The sequence below is a fragment of the Bradyrhizobium sp. CCGUVB23 genome (genome assembly GCF_024199885.1).
Lineage (GTDB): Bacteria > Pseudomonadota > Alphaproteobacteria > Rhizobiales > Xanthobacteraceae > Bradyrhizobium.
Window position 1 is genome coordinate 4,466,299 of sequence record NZ_JANADQ010000001.1, and the last position, 17,159, is coordinate 4,483,457.

At 64.1% G+C, this 17,159-nt stretch carries 17 protein-coding genes; 4 read left to right on the top strand and 13 right to left on the bottom strand.

Going from position 1 to position 17,159, the window contains the following annotated elements:
- Positions 1–6: 6 nt before the first annotated feature.
- The 4 genes from NLN62_RS20465 to NLN62_RS20480 all read right to left on the bottom strand — a co-directional run bounded on the left by NLN62_RS20465 (position 7) and on the right by NLN62_RS20480 (position 3,940).
- A complete protein-coding gene (locus NLN62_RS20465) occupies positions 7–1,260 on the bottom strand; it encodes a site-specific integrase (protein WP_254109972.1) in 1,254 nt (417 codons plus the stop codon).
- A 142-nt stretch (positions 1,261–1,402) separates the two neighbouring features.
- Positions 1,403–2,020 carry a RadC family protein gene (locus NLN62_RS20470; protein ID WP_254109973.1) on the bottom strand — a complete coding sequence of 206 codons (618 nt, stop codon included), beginning with the start codon at positions 2,018–2,020 and terminating at the stop codon, positions 1,403–1,405.
- Between the two features lie 55 nt (positions 2,021–2,075).
- Positions 2,076–2,918, bottom strand: coding sequence for an intradiol ring-cleavage dioxygenase (locus NLN62_RS20475; RefSeq protein ID WP_027520879.1), 843 nt, complete (start codon positions 2,916–2,918; stop codon positions 2,076–2,078).
- 77 nt (positions 2,919–2,995) lie between these two features.
- A complete protein-coding gene (locus NLN62_RS20480; protein ID WP_254109974.1) occupies positions 2,996–3,940 on the bottom strand; it encodes a DMT family transporter in 945 nt (314 codons plus the stop codon).
- Positions 3,941–4,072: 132 nt separating this feature from the next.
- On the opposite strand from NLN62_RS20480, the gene NLN62_RS20485 reads away from it, so the two are divergent.
- The gene (locus NLN62_RS20485; RefSeq protein ID WP_035660743.1) at positions 4,073–4,666 is read left to right on the top strand and encodes a bifunctional transcriptional activator/DNA repair enzyme AdaA; all 594 of its coding nucleotides are present in this window, start codon (positions 4,073–4,075) and stop codon (positions 4,664–4,666) included.
- A gap of 62 nt (positions 4,667–4,728) precedes the next feature.
- Here NLN62_RS20485 and NLN62_RS20490 read toward each other — a convergent pair whose 3' ends face one another.
- The 3 genes from NLN62_RS20490 to NLN62_RS20500 form a co-directional block, all read right to left on the bottom strand.
- On the bottom strand, positions 4,729–6,390 hold the full coding sequence (locus NLN62_RS20490; RefSeq protein ID WP_254109975.1) for an ATP-binding protein: 1,662 nt from the start codon (positions 6,388–6,390) through the stop codon (positions 4,729–4,731).
- Positions 6,391–6,498: 108 nt separating this feature from the next.
- Positions 6,499–7,317 carry a type I methionyl aminopeptidase gene (gene map, locus NLN62_RS20495; RefSeq protein WP_027520875.1) on the bottom strand — a complete coding sequence of 273 codons (819 nt, stop codon included), beginning with the start codon at positions 7,315–7,317 and terminating at the stop codon, positions 6,499–6,501.
- A 104-nt stretch (positions 7,318–7,421) separates the two neighbouring features.
- Complete coding sequence (locus tag NLN62_RS20500; protein WP_254113565.1) at positions 7,422–8,738, bottom strand: mechanosensitive ion channel family protein; 1,317 nt, start codon at positions 8,736–8,738, stop codon at positions 7,422–7,424.
- A gap of 218 nt (positions 8,739–8,956) precedes the next feature.
- Here NLN62_RS20500 and NLN62_RS20505 point away from each other — a divergent pair, with 218 nt between their 5' ends.
- Both NLN62_RS20505 and NLN62_RS20510 read left to right on the top strand, forming a co-directional pair.
- Positions 8,957–10,750, top strand: a complete 1,794-nt coding sequence (locus tag NLN62_RS20505; protein ID WP_254109976.1) for a potassium/proton antiporter — start codon at positions 8,957–8,959, stop codon at positions 10,748–10,750.
- Positions 10,751–11,057: 307 nt separating this feature from the next.
- Positions 11,058–11,318, top strand: a complete 261-nt coding sequence (locus NLN62_RS20510) for a PepSY domain-containing protein (protein ID WP_027520872.1) — start codon at positions 11,058–11,060, stop codon at positions 11,316–11,318.
- Positions 11,319–11,482: 164 nt separating this feature from the next.
- Here the strand turns inward: NLN62_RS20510 and modC are convergent, their stop codons facing one another.
- From modC to mepA, 6 genes are all read right to left on the bottom strand, one after another.
- The gene (modC, locus tag NLN62_RS20515) at positions 11,483–12,145 is read right to left on the bottom strand and encodes a molybdenum ABC transporter ATP-binding protein (protein WP_027520871.1); all 663 of its coding nucleotides are present in this window, start codon (positions 12,143–12,145) and stop codon (positions 11,483–11,485) included.
- Positions 12,146–12,147: 2 nt separating this feature from the next.
- Positions 12,148–12,843: a molybdate ABC transporter permease subunit gene (gene modB, locus NLN62_RS20520; protein WP_254109977.1), complete on the bottom strand. Its 696-nt coding sequence runs from the start codon at positions 12,841–12,843 to the stop codon at positions 12,148–12,150.
- Between the two features lie 27 nt (positions 12,844–12,870).
- On the bottom strand, positions 12,871–13,653 hold the full coding sequence (gene modA, locus NLN62_RS20525; protein ID WP_254109978.1) for a molybdate ABC transporter substrate-binding protein: 783 nt from the start codon (positions 13,651–13,653) through the stop codon (positions 12,871–12,873).
- Positions 13,654–13,847: 194 nt separating this feature from the next.
- On the bottom strand, positions 13,848–14,354 hold the full coding sequence (locus tag NLN62_RS20530) for a hypothetical protein (RefSeq protein WP_254109979.1): 507 nt from the start codon (positions 14,352–14,354) through the stop codon (positions 13,848–13,850).
- A 1-nt stretch (position 14,355) separates the two neighbouring features.
- Complete coding sequence (locus NLN62_RS20535; RefSeq protein WP_254109980.1) at positions 14,356–14,565, bottom strand: molybdopterin-binding protein; 210 nt, start codon at positions 14,563–14,565, stop codon at positions 14,356–14,358.
- A gap of 164 nt (positions 14,566–14,729) precedes the next feature.
- On the bottom strand, positions 14,730–15,674 hold the full coding sequence (gene mepA, locus NLN62_RS20540; protein ID WP_254109981.1) for a penicillin-insensitive murein endopeptidase: 945 nt from the start codon (positions 15,672–15,674) through the stop codon (positions 14,730–14,732).
- Between the two features lie 103 nt (positions 15,675–15,777).
- On the opposite strand from mepA, the gene NLN62_RS20545 reads away from it, so the two are divergent.
- The gene (locus tag NLN62_RS20545) at positions 15,778–17,115 is read left to right on the top strand and encodes a tetratricopeptide repeat protein (RefSeq protein WP_254109982.1); all 1,338 of its coding nucleotides are present in this window, start codon (positions 15,778–15,780) and stop codon (positions 17,113–17,115) included.
- The last annotated feature ends 44 nt before the right edge of the window (positions 17,116–17,159 follow it).

A 17,159-nucleotide genomic window follows, 5' to 3' on the forward strand; every position in this document is an offset into this window, starting at 1 on the left:
GGCAGCTCACGCGGCCTTCATCAACGTGCTGTTGGCTTTCTTCTTTTTCAGGAGCGCGCGCACGAACCTGTCCCAGCGCGCCATGCCAGCGCGCTTTTCGGGCATGTAGCTCCAGCGGTCGTAATTCTTGGAGCTGACGTCCTGCAGAGCGTGGTTCTGGAGACGATCCCGAATCTCCTTGGGAACGCCGGCTTTGCCGGCCAAGGTCTTGAAGGTTCGTCGCAGGTCGCGGTTCGTCGCGTAAGGGATGACGCCGCGATCGCGCTGTCGCCAGACGAAGCTGTAGAGCGTGCCGTGGCTGACCGGATTGGACGGATCTTTCGCCGAAGGAAAGAACCAACCGAATTCGTTTGGTTTGATCGATTCGATGAGCTCTGCGGCAAGCGAGGGGACCGGGACGGCGTGCGGTTGAAGGTTCTTGGTCTTGGACCAATCGATGATCCGTTCAGCCTCGTCCCATTGGTCGACGTGGAGCCGGGCGATCTCCTCCACCCGTTGACCGGTCAGCATGATGAGCTGCACGGCACGCGGATACGAGGGATGGACGGGAGTGTCGGGACATTCGAGCCAGCGATATAGCTGGATGAATTCGTCCTCGTTGAGCCAACGGGTGCCCTGCACTTTGGGTTCGGTGGGGATATCGGAGGCCGGATTGAAGGGAATGCGGAACCGCCGAGGAGACGTATTCCGATAGTCGTTGTCGGATTTCACTCCCCAGCTGTAGGCGGCATGGATATAGGATCGTACATGGTCGGCCATCGACCGAGCCCCGCGCTCATAGATCGGCCGGATCAACTCGACAATTTCTTCGGCTTCAATCTCGCGGGCCAGACGATCGCGCCCCAGCGTGCCAGCGATTTTGTTGAGACCCTTTTCCGTTTCCTTCCAGGACGGCTTGCCCGCCGCTTTCAACGCCGCAACGTACCCCTCGAAAAGATCGGCGACCGTTCCCGGGCGAGCGTCGGTCGCGATCTTGATGCTGCGGCCTTTCTGAATGACGTCAGCGAAGTCACGCTTGAAGATATCTCGTGCCTGAGTGAGCGTCATAGAGGGATACGATCCGATCTTCTTCTTATTGCGTTTTCCGTCACGCCATTGCTGCGCCATCCAATCGGCCGTCACGCGCTTCGGCATAGGCTTGAGAACGAGGACGAGGCGGCCAATGCCGCGTCCCTCTCCATCGGCGAGGTTTTCTTGTTTTCGTGTGAACTCCACACGCTTCATTGCTTGTCGGATAGCCGTGTCGGTAAGGCTCGGCATAGCGCTTGTCCTGTTCCGCAACTGGGATCGGAGAGCAAAACTGGGATCGGTACTCGGGAGCGGGAAGGCTTTTACGACCCCTTCAACAGCCCCAATTTGCCAACGCCGCACCCTGTGCGCAAGTACAAAAAGTGCTTTTGATTCAACCTGCTTGAGCGTGATCGAACGTGCCTGGAAGAGTGCTAGTGGGGTGGTTGTGCACGAGGATCAGCGCAGTCGCCGATAATTCCAGCGCGCGCTTGATGACTTCGCGGGGATAGACCGGAGTGTGGTCGACGGTGCCGGTCTGCTGCACCTCGTCGGCGATGAGCTGGTTGCGCTTGTCGAGGAATAGGAGCCGAAACTGCTCCTTGTCGGCGAAGGCCATGCTGGAGCGGCAATAGTCGATCACCTCGTTCCAGGACGACAGCGCATTGCGGCTCTTTACCTCGCCCTTGGTCGCGCGGCTTGCCGCTGCTGCGATCAGCTTGAGCTGGTTGATCGCGGCCTCGCCGACGCCCTCGACCTTGCGCAGCCGCGCCACCGGTGCGTGGATGACCTCGGCGAACGAGCCAAACGTCTTGATCAGCGTCTTCGCAAGCGGTTTTGTGTCGCGTCGCGGCAGCGCCGGAAACAGCGCCATCTCCAGCAGCTCGTAGTCGCTCAGCGCATCCGCGCCGGCGCTGTAAAAGCGCTCGCGCAGCCGCTCGCGATGGCCGTGATAGTGCGGCGGCTCTGGCGGTTCGGGCTTCTCGGAGGGGTCGCTGGACTTCGCGGGCATCGCACGCAGCTTCGCCGCGGAACCGCGATTTTGCAACCGTCAATTGCGATCGCGTTCAGCGGCCCGGCTTCAGCCCCGGCACCAGCGCGGCAAGCCGGTCCTTGATCTGACGGCCGAACATCGGCCCGCCCGCGGGCGGAGGTCCGCCGCGCGAACCGGGTGGCGGCGGTGGCGGGCCGGCGCGCCCGACCGTCGCGTCGGAGCGGCGGTCGACGCCGAGCGTCAAGCTCGCCACGTAACGGTCGCGCTCCTCCTTCACCGCGCAGAAGGCGCGATGCTCGGGATCGGAGCGCTCGATCACCATGTCGTTGGCGTTGATGATCGTGCGTTGCCGCGCGCGGTCCTTGTAGGCGGGCACGTTGGTGTAGATGAACTCGTTCAGCGCGTCGGGCAGGAAGGTCTGCCCGGTCAGCACGTTTTTCTCGTCGAGGAAAACCTTGAAATGGATATGCGTGGTGCGGCCGTCATACCAGCCGGGATAGATCGTGTTGAACGTGACCCAGCCGGCGTAGTCAGTCGCTTGAGTGCCGCGCAAAAACGTCTTGCCGGTCGCGTCCACGTTGTGGCTATCACTCTGGCCTGGAAACGCCGAATAGAGGCCCTTTGCGTCGCAATGCCAGATGTCGACGCGGGCGCCCCTGATCGCCGTGCAGGGCCCGGCCTCGATCACACGCAGCCGCAGCGTGAGGGGAATGCCTTGCTTGCCCTCGGTGATGTCTGTCCGCAGCAGCTTTGGATCGGCATAGAACGGCCCTTCCTCTGCCTGCGGCGTCAGGATGCAGGCCGGCTCATCCGAGGCCGCGGCGGGCTCGGACGCCGCCTGCGCGCGGGTTGGCAGCAGGCCTGCGGCACTGGCCGATACAAATCCGAGAAAGCCACGGCGCGTCGACGTGCTCACGAAATCTCTCCTTGCTCTGACGACAGATTGTCATCGGCGAACGGAATGGCAAGATCAGGCTTTGATGATGGCGATAATCAGCCCGGAGGTTTCCCGCTGTTTCGCGCCGGCAGGGGCACCGTGACGGCAACGACGCCGGCGAGAATGAGCGCCATTCCGGCAGCAATTGACCATGTAAAGCGCTCGCCGAGCCATGCGGTGCCGAGCGCCACCGCAAAGCCTGCGCGCAGGTAGCTCCCGCTGGTCGTGCCGAGCGGGCCGATCGTGTGGATCAGCTGGAAATAGATCACCATCGCGAAGGCCGTGCAGACCACCGCGAGCGCGATCACCGCCGCGATCGCCTGCGCCGGCGGCGACGCCAGCGTCCAGGGCCGTTCGAGGATGGCTGCGACGGGGAGCATCAGGAGCGCGGCGCAGCTCATGGCGCCGGCCGCGGTGACGATTGCGGGGAGGTTCGAGAACCGCTGGCCCCATATTGGCGCGAGCGCGTAGCAGAAGCTCGCGCCGAGCACGGCCATCTGGGCCAGTGGCGCCGCCGTGCCGATCCCGGACAGCGCATCGATGCCCATCGTCATGGCGACACCGGCAAGGCCGATGCCGACGCCGATGATCTTCTGGCCGCTGATCGCCAGTCGTCCGCGCCCGGTCATTAGCGCGATCGCGAGCACGAACATCGGCGGGGTCGCATTGAGCACGCCGGCGAGACCGCTCGCGATATGCAACTCGCCCCAACTGATCAGGGTGAACGGCAGCGCGCTTTGCAGCAGCCCCTGCACGAAAAAAGCCGCCCACACCGATAGCTGGCGAGGAAGGGCGTGTCTCTGCGCGCGAGCGATCAGGACCAGGAGAATGGCCGCGATCGCCACGCGAACGGCAACCATCGTGAATGGCGGAATCGTGGGGATCGCGACCTTGATCAGCGTAAACGAGCTGCCCCAGATCAGTGAGAGAAGCAGCAGGAGCCCGATCTCGAACGCGAGAGAGGTTTGCCCCGACGTTGCCTGTTGCGCCTGTGTGCTCATGCCATTTGCTCCGGGATGTTTCGGCACCATGATCCCCAAGCGGCGGCGCAGGCTGGCTGGATTCGGACCTCATCGACCGATCGAGTCCGATTTCAGCTACTCGGCGGGCTGTGCTGAAACTATTATCCCGCCATGGCGAAGGCTTTGGTGCACCGGCAGACACTGCCACCGCATCTCGACTGGGAGACCTGCGATCGGGCGCGGCTGGCGCGTGCCCGCGCCTTCGACGGGTTGTTCTTTTCCGGCGTTCGCTCGACGCGCATCTACTGCCGGCCGGTCTGCCCGGTCCGTCCGGCGCGTTCCGAGAACGTCACCTTCTATGCGACCGCTGCCGCCGCCGAGCGAGCCGGCTTTCGCCCGTGCCTGCGCTGCCGGCCGGAAACGGCGCCGGGCTCGCCGGCCTGGATGGGAACAGCCACCACCGTGGCGCGCGGGATGCGCCTGATCAATGACGGCTTTCTGGATCGGGCGTCGATGACGGAGCTTGCCGAAGCCCTTGGCGTCGGGCCGCGCCATCTGCTGCGCCTGTTCATGCGCCATGCCGGCGCGAGCCCGAGCGAGATCGCAGCAACGCGCCGCGTGCAGGAAGCCAAGCGCCTGATCGACCAGACCGACATGAATTTGGCGGAGATTGCCTTCGCTGCCGGCTTCGGCAGCGTTCGGCGGTTCAACGATGCCTTTGCCGCGACCTACAAGCGGCCGCCATCGTCATTTCGTCGGCGATAGGCGATGCGGCGGAGGCGGTGGCGGGAGATCAGCCAATTTGCTTCTCGCCGTGTCGTTACCGCTCAAGACGTTGCCGGCTTTTGGGTCGCGATTGACTTGGTGGCCTCGATGCCTGGCTCGAAGTCCAGATATTCCGGCGGGCGCCGGGCGAGGCGCGCCCGCTTGATGCCGGCCTTTACGAATTCCTCGATATGCGCGGGAACGAGGTGCAGCCGCCCCAGGTCGCGGGTCAGGGTCTGTTGCAGTCGGCGTCTCGTCAATTCGTCGTTGACGTCGAATCGGTCCAGATAAAGGTCGAGGATGCGTTGCTTGTCGGCGTCGCTGGGATAGCCCATCCGGATATGCGCATCGAAGCGCCCGGCTCGCTTTGCCAGCGCTTCGTCGATTGCTTCCGGATGATTCGTCGTGGCGATTGTAACGATGTCGTCATACGCAGAGCCGCCGGACAGAACCTGAAGCAGCTCACCGGTGACGTCGTCCTTGTTGGTACCCGCAAGAGCATAGGGATTTTGCCGGCTCTTGGTCATGAGATCGAGGTCTTCGAGGATGACGACGGCCGGGGCCAGCGCTTGGGCCAGATGGTAAATCGCGCGGATGTGTTCGACCGCTTCGACGACCAGAATCGTGGCCTCGCCGGCGACGTCGTTGACGAAGCACTCGATCGCCGTCGACTTTCCATCGCCGGGCGGGCCCGAGAGAAGAAGTCCGCGCCTGATGCTGAGACCTTCCGTTTTCAACATGTCGCGGTTGCGGATCGACGCGGCGATGAAGTCGAGTTCACGACGGGCGTGCTCATGGGGGATCACATCGTTCCAGGAGCGGTCTGACATGCGCGAGCGGACAGTCCGAAGGTCGCGGTTGATGAGCACCACCCGGCCTTTGAATGGGTTCGACTCGCGCAGCAGCTGACGTACCAGCGACACGACGGCCGCCTCGTCCTGTTCGCGATAGATCAATCCGACGCTATCAAGGGGGGACTGGCCGTATACATGGCGGTCTGCCATCTGAACCACGAGCATGAACTGCGCGCCCGTTTCCGGGACCGTGCCCCGAAAAACGCTGCGCGGCCGTATCACCTGCAACTCGCCGTCGATGGTGAGGGTGATCTTGTTCGCGCGCCGGCCCGGGATGACGGCGTTGCGATCGGCGGAGCCGAAACCGGGAAGGTCGCTCAGCCACATCCAGCCAGGAAGATCTCCCAGTTTCCGGGTCAGGATTGCGATCGTGGCGTCGTCGGCGGGCAGCGACAGCGTGCTCGGGTCTTTGCCGCCGCAGAAGATGCGGAACAGGGCCGAATAGCCGATCTGCGGCGTCGCCGAGCGTTTGATCTGCTTATGCTGAGCCACGATGTAACCAAGGGCGGCGGACATTGTCGCAAAGCCCTTGATGGTGTCTTCCGGTATCTCGGTGAGTAGCTGGTCCTTCAGCGTCAACGATGCTGCGGCGGATTCGGCGTAGAGCCGCTTGATGAGCGGGTCGCTGGCTACAGCGGCGCCTTCGCTGACCTCGCAGACGCCATGAACGAACTCGCCGTCGGCATCGGTGCCATACACTGTTGCCGTCACGTTGAGCGACGATGCGAGAATTTCAGCGGCCTTGCGGGCCTCGGCCATCCCTTTGACCGATCGCTCCTCGATCACCGGCTTGCCGGCAACTTCGGAGTTGCAACGAACCACATATTTCTGGCCGACCGACGAGCGGTTCTGCTCGACCTTGAACCACATGCACCATGAACCCCAGCCGCGCCGCTAGCTCGCGGCGCCAGCGCTGGCGATCTCTATCAGACGACTTCCGCGCGTTCCAGGGTGCCTCGCGACACGATCAGCGGGCGATCACGCCACCTGCTTCTCGCCGTGCCGCTCCGACAGCGTGAAGATCTCGACGCCGGTGGCGGTCACGCCGACGGAGTGCTCGAACTGCGCCGACAGCGAGCGGTCGCGGGTGACCGCGGTCCAGCCGTCGGACAGAATCTTCACGTGGGGCTTGCCGAGATTGATCATCGGCTCGATGGTGAAGAACATGCCGGGCTTGAGCTGCACGCCTTCGCCGGGCCGGCCGATATGGATGATGTTCGGCTCGTCATGGAACATGCGGCCGAGACCATGGCCGCAGAAATCACGCACCACGCTCATGCCCTGCGGCTCGACGAAGCTCTGGATGGCGTGGCCGATGTCGCCGGTCGTGGCGCCGGGCTTCACGGCGGCGATGCCGCGCATCATCGCCTCATAGGTCACTTCGATCAGCCGCTCGGCCTTCCGCGCGATCGGGCCGATCGCATACATGCGGCTCGAGTCGCCGTACCAGCCATCGACGATGAAGGTGACGTCGATGTTGACGATGTCGCCTTCCTTCAGCGGCCGGTCGCCGGGCATGCCGTGGCAGACCACATGGTTGAGCGAGGTGCAGGTCGAGTAGCGATAGCCGCGATACATCAGCGTCGCCGGATAGGCACCATGGCTGAAGGCGAACTCGCGGACGAACTCGTCGATGCGCGATGTCGGCACGCCCGGGCCGACGATGTCGGTGAGCTCATCAAGACACTTGGCCACCAGCGCGCCTGCCTTGCGCATGCCGACGAACGCGTTCGGGCCATGCAGCTTGATCTGTCCGGTCTTGCGCAAGGAAGTATCGGTGGCTTCGACGTAGCTCATGAAAGGTAATCTTTTCGGCGGAAGCGTTTGATTTCTGGCCCTAATTTAATGATCGCGGGCCTTCATGCAAGCCAAGCTTGGCCGCCTTGCGGCGAAAAGCTGCCTCAACTCGGGACTTCTACGGTGGTTTCGACCGGCAGTGCGCCGCCGCGGACCCGGATTTCCCGCACCGGGTAGGGAACCCGGATGCCCTCGCGCTTGAAGGCGTCCCATAGCGCCAGCATCACGTCGCTCTTGACGTTGTCCATGCCGTCGGGGTCGGCGATCCAGAAGGTCAGCGAGAACTTCATCCCGGCCTCCGCGAATTCGGTCAGGATGCAATTCGGCGGCTTGCCCTTCTGCGCACGCGGATGTGCTGTGGCGGTTTCGGCGGCGAGCTTGCAGACGAGCCGCGGATCGGCGTCGTAATTGGTGCCGAAGGCGATCTTCACCAGCGTGTTCTTGTCGGTGTAGGTCCAGTTGACGACCTTCTGCGTCACCAGATCTTCGTTCGGCACCAGGAATTCGCGGCCGTCGCCAGCAGCGACGGAAATATAGCGCGTCTTCATCGCGCTGATGCGCCCGGTATTGTCGCCGATCGTGACGAGGTCGCCGGGCTTCACCGACTTGTCCGCGAGCAGGATGATGCCGGAGATGAAGTTCGCGACGATCTTTTGGAGGCCGATACCGATACCGACGCCGACAGCGCCGGAGAACACCGCGAGCGCCGACAGGTTGATGCCGACGGCGTCGAGCGCGATTACGACGGCCACCGTCAAAAGCCCGATGCGGATGATCTTGATCAGCAGCACCTGGACCGACGGGGTCAGGTCGGCCGTAGAGTTGATCCGGCTCTCGGCGAAATTGCTGGCGATGTTGGTGAGCCAGAGCGCGATGATCAGGAGCGCGCCTGCCTTGATCAGCAGCAGCGGCGTCAGCCGCAAGCCGCCGAGCACGATCGCGAAGGAGTCGAGCAGATCGACCGTCGCATCCAGCTGGCCGATGATGGAAAGGGCCGCGACGAACCACGCCGTGACCGACACCAGCTTGACGATGAAGGCGTTGCGCAGCACCGAGGTCACAAGCCGGATCACGAGCCAGGCGAGGCCGAGCTTTGCGGCGACCATCAACAGATAGCTGCGGCTCGGCCAGGTCGCGTGGGACATCACCACGCGCTCGACGATGACCAGGAAGGTGAAGACCGCCGTGGATGCGCTGCCGACCAGCACGCGGATGAAGTGGCGCAGCGGCAGCGGCCAACGCATCGCCAGCGACGTCATGTCGATGCGGTTGCGGATGGCCGCCTCGGAGGCCCAGGCGATCCCGGCCGCTCCCAGCATCAGGCCGAATTGCAGGTAGAACCAGGGCGAGGCGATCTCGGCGCCGACGCTGCGCGCCGTCGTCTGCAAGAACTCCATGAGGTCTTTGAGGTCCATGTCTATGGCGAGGTTTCGTTGGCGGCAGATCGGGCGGATTTGATTCGCGGCAGCGGCAGATTCCCACAAAGGGTGCGGCCCGGCCATCGATACACCGGCACGCGATGCGAGTTAAGGCCGTAAAATGCGGGCAGATTGCCGCGAGCGGCAGAAATGGGTTGGCGGGCAAGTGTGGCGACGATAAGGATGGTTTTACAATGATTTCCTCTCCCACGTGACGACGGATGGCGTCCCTCGACTCGGTCAGCATCGCGATCCTGCTCGGCGCCGTCCTGGTGATGGCGGGCATCCTGTCGAGCTTGCTCGCGTTGCGCTTCGGCGCGCCCCTGCTGCTGGTCTTCCTCGTCATCGGCATGCTGGCCGGCGATTCCGGCCCCGGGCAGCTCCAGTTCGACGACGTGCGGACGACCTACCTGGTCGGCTCGGTGGCCCTCGCGCTGATCCTGTTCGACGGCGGCCTGCGTACGCGCTTCCAGAGTATCCGCACGGTGCTGGCCCCGTCGGTGGTGCTCGCGACCGTCGGGGTGCTGCTGACCGCGCTGATCACAGCGCCGTTCGCAAAATATGCGCTCGATCTCAACTGGGCCGAGTCGCTGCTGGTCGGCGCCGTCGTCGCCTCGACCGACGCCGCCGCGGTGTTCCTGCTGGTGCACACGCAAGGCCTGCGCCTGCGTCCGCGCGTCGGCGCGACGCTGGAGGCGGAATCCGGCACCAACGATCCCTTTGCGATCTTCCTCACCCTGATGCTGGTCGAATATATCTCGCTGGGATCGAGCTCGCCTGGGCACGTCTTGATGGAGTTCGTCCAGGAGGCCGTGCTGGGCGCGATCGTCGGCGTGATCGGCGGCCGGCTGGTGGTGATCGCGCTCAATCAGGTGGCGCTGCCGCAGGGCCTGCATGCGCCGTTCGTGACCACAGCCGCGCTCGTCATCTTCGGCGGCTCGCAGATCATGCACGCCTCGGGGTTCCTCGCGGTCTATCTCGCCGGCATCATCATCGGCAACCGGCCGACCCGCGCACATAATTCGGTGGTGACGTTCCTGGACGCCGCGACCTGGCTCGCACAGATCGTGATGTTCGTTTTGTTGGGCCTGCTGGTCTCGCCGCAGCGGCTCGGTTCCAGCGCCGTGCCCGCGATCGCCGTCGCGCTGGTCCTGATGCTGGTCGCAAGGCCGCTCGCGGTGTTCCTGTGCCTTGCGCCGTTCCGCTTCAACTGGCGGGAAAAGGTCTTCATCGCCTGGACCGGCCTGCGCGGCGCGGTCGCGATCTTCCTAGCCTCGATCCCGATGCTGGTCGGGCTGTCGAAGGCCTATCTCTATTTCGACGTCGCCTTCGTGGTCGTCATCATCTCGCTGCTCTTGCAAGGCTGGACGCTGGCGCCCGCTGCGAGGCAGCTGCATGTCGCGCTGCCGCGCAGCGAACGCGGCCCACGCCGCGTGGAATTGGACCTGCCCGGGCAGCTCGAGCAGCAACTCGTCGGCTATGCCGTGCGGCCCAAGAGCCTGTATTTCCGCCGCGGCCTGATCCCGTCCTGGTCGAAGCCGACGCTTGTCATCCGCAACGAGAACATTTTGACTCCGACGGAGGCCGACCCGATCGCGCCGGGCGACTACATCTACCTGCTGGCGCCGCCGGAAAAGGCCGAGTCGCTGGACCGCTTCTTCGTCGACATGCAGCCGAGCACCGCGCCCGACCCGCATCTGCTCGGCGACTTCATGGTTTCCGCCGAGCATACGCTGGCCGAGCTCGCCGCGATCTACGGCGTCAAGGTGAGCGAGGACGAGGGCAAGCTGACGCTCGCCGACTATTTCGACATCCATCTCGACCGCGCGCCGAAGGAAGGCGCCGAGCTCGCGCTCGACGAGATCGTGCTGGTCGCCCGCTCGATCTCCGGCGGCCGCGTCAACGTGGTCGGCCTGCGCCTGCCCGAGGACGAGGAGACGCCCGAGCCGGTGACGCGGATGAAGGCGCTGCGCCGCAAGCTCGCGGATTTGTGGATTTCGGTGGCGGGGATTTAGTGCCTACCTGCGCGCGACGGCGCGTGATGCCGACGTGCTTCTCCGGTGTCGTCCTGGCGAAAGCCAGGACCCATAACCACTGTCGGCAGTTTTACGAGGACTCGGAGTTACCATCTCCCGCTGCGACTTCTCCCTTGGGTAATGGGTCCTGGCTTTCGCCAGGACGACGACGGAGCGTGACAGCGTGCGGAACCGCCACCAATCCGCCGCGACTTGCCGAACATTCGCGCACCGCATCGTGATCGGAACACGGAACGCTCGCCTGTGCCCCCTGTTAGCCGCGTGGCAACTCAACAGGAGTGGTTCCATGCGAAAGTTCATCATCCCGATCGTCACGGTCCTTGCGCTCGGCGCGTCGGCGCCTGCCTTGGCCTTCGATTCCGGTGACCAGGTCTCGATGGAGGCCGCGCTCGGCATCGCTACCAACATCGGCATCAGGACCGTCTCGAACACCCAGTTCCTCGGCGACGAATGGCAAATCCAGGGCCGTGACCGCGCTGGCCGCTGGATGGAGGTCTATGTCGATGCCAACACCGGCGACGTGCGCAATGTTGAGAGAGGGTGGTAAGCGTTACGCAATCTCGCTGTCATTGCCCGCGAAAGCGGGCAATCCAGTATTCCAGAGGCGCCAGTTATTTTATTGAGAGGCCGCGGCGTACCGGATTCCCCGCTTTCGCGGGGAATGACAGCGGAAGTTGAGGCAGGTGAGGTGCCTCAAGCAAGATCGCCTTCTCACGTCAGCACCTTCACCCCGCCGGACGATGTCACGCGGCCCTGGCGCAGCATCACGATCTGGGTGGCGAGTTGGCGCAGCTCGGCGGCGTCGTGGCTGACATAGACCATGGGCACGTTGGCCTCGTCGCGCAGCCGAACCAGATAGGGCAGGATCTCGAGCTTGCGGCCCTCGTCGAGCGCTCCGAGCGGCTCATCCAGCAGCAACAGCCGCGGCCTGGACAACAGCGCGCGTCCGAGCGCGACGCGCTGGCGCTCGCCGCCGGAGAGCTTTCCGGGCCGGCGGTCGAGCAGGGCGCCGATGTCGAGCAGATCGACGATGCGTTTCTCCTGCGCCGGATCATGCGCGAGGCGGTTCATGCGCCGGCCATAGTCGAGGTTCTGCGCGACGTTCAGATGCGGAAACAACCGCGCATCCTGAAACACGTAACCGATGCGCCGGCGGTAGGCCGGCACGTGGATGCCGGCCGCGGTGTCGTCGACGACGTCACCGTCGATGACGATGCTGCCGCGATCAGGTCGCAGCAAGCCTGCGATCATGTTGACCAGCGAGGTCTTGCCGGCGCCGGACGCGCCGAACAGGCCGGTGACGCGGCCTTCGCTGGCGAAGGATGCCTGAAGCGAGAATTCACCGAGCTGTTTTTCGACGTCGACGCGTAGCATGGTCAATTCCCGTGCAGCCGCGCGGTCGCGCGTCGCGCGAACCATTCGGCCGCAATCAGCGCGCCGAGCGCGAGCACGATCGAGATGATCACGAGCCGTCCCGCCGCGGCGTCGCCGTCCGGCGTCTGGATCAGCGAATAGATGGCGGAGGAGATCGTCTGGGTCTCGCCAGGAATGTTTGAGACGAAGGTGATGGTCGCGCCGAACTCGCCGATGGCCTTGGCAAAGCCGAGCACCATGCCGGCAAGGATACCAGGCAAAGCAAGAGGCAGCGTGACCGTCAAAAACACCTTCCATGGTGCAGCACCCAGCGTCTCCGCGGCCTGCTCGAGCCTGCGGTCGATCGCTTCGATCGAGAGCCGGATCGGTCGCACCAGCAGCGGAAACGACATGATACCGCAGGCGAGCGCGGCGCCGGTCCAGCGGAACGCGAAGACGATGCCGAGATAGTCGGCCAAAAAGCCGCCGACGAGGCCGCGCCGGCCGAACGTCAGCAGGAGCAGATAGCCCGTCACGACCGGCGGCAGCACCAGGGGCAGATGCACCAACGCGTCGAGCAGCGACTTGCCCCAGAAGTCACGCCGCGCCAGCAGCCACGCCAGCGCGATGCCGAACGGCGTCGCCACCAGCGTCGCGATGACCGCGACCCGCAGGGAAAGCAGGATCGCGGTCCATTCGGCCGATGTGATCGCGGACATCAAGTCGCAAGCATCAAGTTGCAAGCCTTAAGTTACGGGGCTGATCAGGAACTTGAAGCCGTACTTCTCGAGGATCGTCTTTGCCGTCGTCGAGCGCAGGAAGGCGAGATAGTCCGAGGTCTCGCCCTTCGCGGCCGTGGTGGCGGCGACCGGATAGATGATCGCGGGATGCGAATCGGCCGGGAAGGTGCCGACGATCTTGACGCCGGGCTCGACCTTGGCGTCGGTCGAATAGACAATGCCGAGCGCGGCCTCACCACGCGCGACAAGCGTCAACGCGGCGCGCACGCTCTCGGCCATGGCGAATTTAGGCTCGGCGGCCTGCCATGCACCGAGCTTCTCCAGCGCGGCCTTGGCGTACTTGCCAACCGGCACCGACTTCACGTCGCCGGTCGCGATCTTGCCGTCGCCGGCGAGCTTTGCGAGGTCAAAGCCCTGGGTGATCGTGACGTTGTCAATCTTGGAATCCTTCGGCGCGATCAGCACGATGCTGTTGCCGAGCAGGTTGACGCGGGTCGGCTCGTTGATGGTCTTTTTGGAGATCGCGTAGTCCATCCAGTCGGTATCGGCGGAGACGAACACGTCGGCCGGCGCGCCCTGCTCGATCTGCTTGGCCAATACCGAGCTCGCGGCATAGCTGACCGTGAACTTGACGCCGGTCTTGGCGGTGTAGGCCGCGTCGATCTCGTCGAGCGCGTTCTTCATCGAGGCGGCGGCGAAAACGGTGATGGTCTTGTCCTCGGCCTGAGCCGGCGCGAAGGCCGCGAGCAGAATGACAAAAGCAGAGACAAGGGCGGGAAGGCGTGACATCGGAAGCGCTCCATGCGCGCGTGCAGGCGCGCCCAAATGGCGCGCGCAGGACGGCGTTGGCTAGGTTAGGGCTGCGACCGGCGGAAGCGCTGTTCCGACAACCCCGACCGACTTACGGTCAGTCGAGATGTCGCGGGCGGACCATAACAGGCTGGTGGAACAGGTCAAAGGCGGCTTTTAGTCCGCGTGACCGCCTATTCGCTCGGCAGGATCGCGATCGACACCGAATTCTCCTTGGCCCCGCTGACCTGGAGCAGGAAAGGCTTGGCCGACAGCTCATATTTCATGGTCTTGCGGATGCCGTCGCAATCGGTCGCGCCGCTGAAGGCCACGGGCTTGAGGAAATGCCCGTCCTGGACCACGTCGACCCAGGCGCCTGCCGAGAGGCTGATAGTGTAGACGCCGGCCTTGGGTGCGGTCTTGAAACTGGCAAAGCCGGCAAAGGTGCCGTCCTTCGGCGCGCGCTCCGGCGGGGAGGGCAGCCTGGCTTCGCCAGGCGTCACCAGCGCCAGCGTGACGGCGGATGCCGGCAGGGCCGCCTGCTCGCTCCCCGACGCGAGCTTGGCGCGATCGGGCGCAGTGAGCGCAGCGCGCTCCCGCTCGATCGGCCATTTAAACTTGTCGCAGCCGCTCGGCTCTTCCGCCGCGAAAGCGGGCGTGGCGCCGAGCAGCAGCCAGGCAATCAACAGAGGCTTGCGCATGTCAGTCCACCGCGATCATGACGTCGGACGCCTTGATCACGACCGTGACCTGACCCTTCGCCTTGATGCCGAGATCATCGACGGCCTCATTGGTGATCGAGGACGTCACGATCGTGCCGTTGCCGATATCGACGCGGACATGGGACGTCGTCGCCCCTTTGGTGACCTCGACGACGGTACCTTTGATCTGATTGCGTGCACTGATGCGCATGGGGTTCTCACAATTGCTCTCGGCGCGGCGCCGTCGCCGCGCGCATACGAATGGGGCGGTAGGTGAGGCGGGATGCGTATCCCGGCATAGCCGCCCACTTACGGCAGGCAGCAACGTATTCTAACGCATTCGGGAGGCGATCGACCAGCCGGCTGACGAACTTGTTACGGCTTCGCGTCCGGTGCGCGCAGCACGGCTTTGCAGGCGGCGGGCATTTGTGCCAGCGTCATCGGCGGCTTCGGCTTGGGCGGGGTCGGCGGCGGCTTCGGATGCAGCACGCTATCGCTGAACCAGTAGGCGAGATCGGACGGCTTGCAGCCTTCGTCCTCGGATTGTGACGGCTGGCTCTGGCATTCGCCGGCGCCGGGCGGGCAGCGCATGCGGATGTGGAAGTGATAGTCATGGCCCCACCACGGCCGGATTTTTGACAGCCAGGAGCGGTCGCCCTTGGCCTCGCGGCAGAGCGCCTTCTTGATCGCGGGATTGACGAAGATGCGCTGCACCGCCGGCTCCTGCGCCGCATCGCGCAGCACCAGCACGTGGCCAGGGGTGAACACGTTTGGATCGATGTCGAGCCGGTCCTCGCGCACCATCATCACGGCGGACGTTTCCTCGCGCTCCTCGCGCGACAGGCGACGGTCCGGCATCGGCGTCAGCCAGATATCGGCATCCAGGCCAATCTGGTGGCTGGCATGACCCGACAGCGCAGGCCCGCCGCGCGGCTGGCCGATGTCGCCGACCAGGATGCCCGGCCAGCCGGCATCCTTGTGCGCCTTGGCCGCGAGGCGCTTGATCAGTGCGATCATGTCCGGGTGGCCCCAGTTGCGATTGCGCGACAGCCGCATCACCTGCCAGTTCTCGCCGTTGAGCGGCATCTGCGCCGCGCCGCCGATGCAGCCCTTGACGTAGGAGCCGATGACATGCACCGGCCCCGTCGAGGGCAGCAGCTTTCGCGCGAACAACTCCTTGGCGCCGAGCTTGGGGTCGTTGGGATTGGCGAGCGGCGGCAGCGGTTTTGGGTTAACGCTGCCCTTGTCCTGAGCCAGCGCGCTGCCGGCGTTCAGGAGGACAAGCAAAAGCGGGAGGGGGGTGAGGCGGCAGGGACTCATGCTGCGCCTCTTATACACCAATGAGACCTCAGGGTTAACGTGAACCGGAACAACAAAAACTGATACAAACTCGGAGATACCTGAGGTCAGCCAAGGACACCGCATGAGTCTCACAGATTGGAGATATTGGAGCGCGCTTTTTGCCGCCACGATATTCTTGAGCCATTCAGCCGCCGCCGCTGACGAGTGTGACAGTTCGCAGGACCCTGAGGCCGCGATCGTCGACTGTACGCAGAGCATCAATTCGGGGAAATGGAAAGGCTCCCATCTGGCGGCTTTCTACACCAATCGAGCTGCTGCCTATCAAGCCAAGGGTGACAACGACCGCGCCATGGCCGACTTGAATGAGGCGATCCGTCTCGATCCCAAATTGGCCATGGCCCTCAACAATCGCGGCGCCGCCTATAACGAGCAGGGCGACAACGACCGCGCCATCGCCGACTACGATGCGGCGATCCGCATCGATCCCAAATTCGCCATGGCCTTCCAAAATCGAGGTAACGCCTACCACGACAAGGGCGACCTCGACCGCGCCATCGCCGACTACAATGTGGCGATCCGGCTCGATCCCAAATTCGCCACGGCCTTCCAAAATCGAGCTGGCGCCTACCACGACAAGGGCGACAACGACCGCGCCGTCGCCGACTACGGCGAGGCGATCCGTCTCGATCCCAAACGCGTCAAAGCCTTCGTCGGTCGCGGTATGGCGTTTCGCGCCAAGGGCGACAACGACCGCGCCATCACCGACTACAGCGAGGCGCTCCGGCTCGATCCCAAACGCGTCGGCGCCTTCCTCGGTCGAGGTCTGGCGTATCGCGCCAAGGGCGACAGCGGCCGCGCCATCGCGGATTTCAATGAGGCGATCCGGCTCGACCCCAAGGAGGCCAACGCCTTCGTCATTCGAGGCATCGCTTATCACGCCAAGGGCGATGACGACCGCGCGATGGCCGACTACAATGAGGCGATCCGGCTCGATCCGAAATCCTACGTGGCCTACGTTCTCCGAGGGCGCTCATATTTCTTTGCCGGCTCAGCCGAAAAGGCGCTGGCCGATTTAAGCCGGGCAAGCGCGAATGCTCCGGAGGATGCCTATTCGGCGTTGTGGCTCGACATCGTCAGTCGGCGGAACAATCTCCCGAGCCGTCTGGCGCAAGCCAGCTCCAAGGTCAACATGACCGTCTGGCCGGCGCCTGTCATCAGATTGTTCATGGACCAGATGACGCCTGCTGACGTCCTTGCTGCCATCGACGATCTGGACGCCGCCAAGAAGAAGGACAAAGTCTGCGAGGTCCATTTCTACAGTGGGGAGCTTGCGCTGACGAAGGGGTCCAAGGATGAAGCAACCCGCCTTTTCCGTCAGGTCGTAAGCGATTGCCCGCAAGATTTCGACGAGCGGGATGCCGTCATTGCCGAACTGAAGGCGCTTGGCGCAGCCCCGTGAGCGCAAGTTCTTGTTCGCGCCCGACGCCGTTGCCGGCGCATTCT

Excerpts from the sequence above, each read along its gene's own strand:
- NLN62_RS20465 (WP_254109972.1), bottom strand. The coding sequence starts at position 1,260 with ATGCCGAGCCTTACCGACACGGCTATCCGACAAGCAATGAAGCGTGTG.
- NLN62_RS20470 (WP_254109973.1), bottom strand. The coding sequence starts at position 2,020 with ATGCCCGCGAAGTCCAGCGACCCCTCCGAGAAGCCCGAACCGCCAGAG.
- NLN62_RS20480 (WP_254109974.1), bottom strand. The coding sequence starts at position 3,940 with ATGAGCACACAGGCGCAACAGGCAACGTCGGGGCAAACCTCTCTCGCG.
- NLN62_RS20485 (WP_035660743.1), top strand. The coding sequence starts at position 4,073 with ATGGCGAAGGCTTTGGTGCACCGGCAGACACTGCCACCGCATCTCGAC.
- NLN62_RS20490 (WP_254109975.1), bottom strand. The coding sequence starts at position 6,390 with ATGTGGTTCAAGGTCGAGCAGAACCGCTCGTCGGTCGGCCAGAAATAT.
- map (WP_027520875.1), bottom strand. The coding sequence starts at position 7,317 with ATGAGCTACGTCGAAGCCACCGATACTTCCTTGCGCAAGACCGGACAG.
- NLN62_RS20505 (WP_254109976.1), top strand. The coding sequence starts at position 8,957 with ATGGCGTCCCTCGACTCGGTCAGCATCGCGATCCTGCTCGGCGCCGTC.
- NLN62_RS20510 (WP_027520872.1), top strand. The coding sequence starts at position 11,058 with ATGCGAAAGTTCATCATCCCGATCGTCACGGTCCTTGCGCTCGGCGCG.
- modC (WP_027520871.1), bottom strand. The coding sequence starts at position 12,145 with ATGCTACGCGTCGACGTCGAAAAACAGCTCGGTGAATTCTCGCTTCAG.
- modB (WP_254109977.1), bottom strand. The coding sequence starts at position 12,843 with ATGTCCGCGATCACATCGGCCGAATGGACCGCGATCCTGCTTTCCCTG.
- modA (WP_254109978.1), bottom strand. The coding sequence starts at position 13,653 with ATGTCACGCCTTCCCGCCCTTGTCTCTGCTTTTGTCATTCTGCTCGCG.
- NLN62_RS20530 (WP_254109979.1), bottom strand. The coding sequence starts at position 14,354 with ATGCGCAAGCCTCTGTTGATTGCCTGGCTGCTGCTCGGCGCCACGCCC.
- NLN62_RS20535 (WP_254109980.1), bottom strand. The coding sequence starts at position 14,565 with ATGCGCATCAGTGCACGCAATCAGATCAAAGGTACCGTCGTCGAGGTC.
- mepA (WP_254109981.1), bottom strand. The coding sequence starts at position 15,674 with ATGAGTCCCTGCCGCCTCACCCCCCTCCCGCTTTTGCTTGTCCTCCTG.
- NLN62_RS20545 (WP_254109982.1), top strand. The coding sequence starts at position 15,778 with ATGAGTCTCACAGATTGGAGATATTGGAGCGCGCTTTTTGCCGCCACG.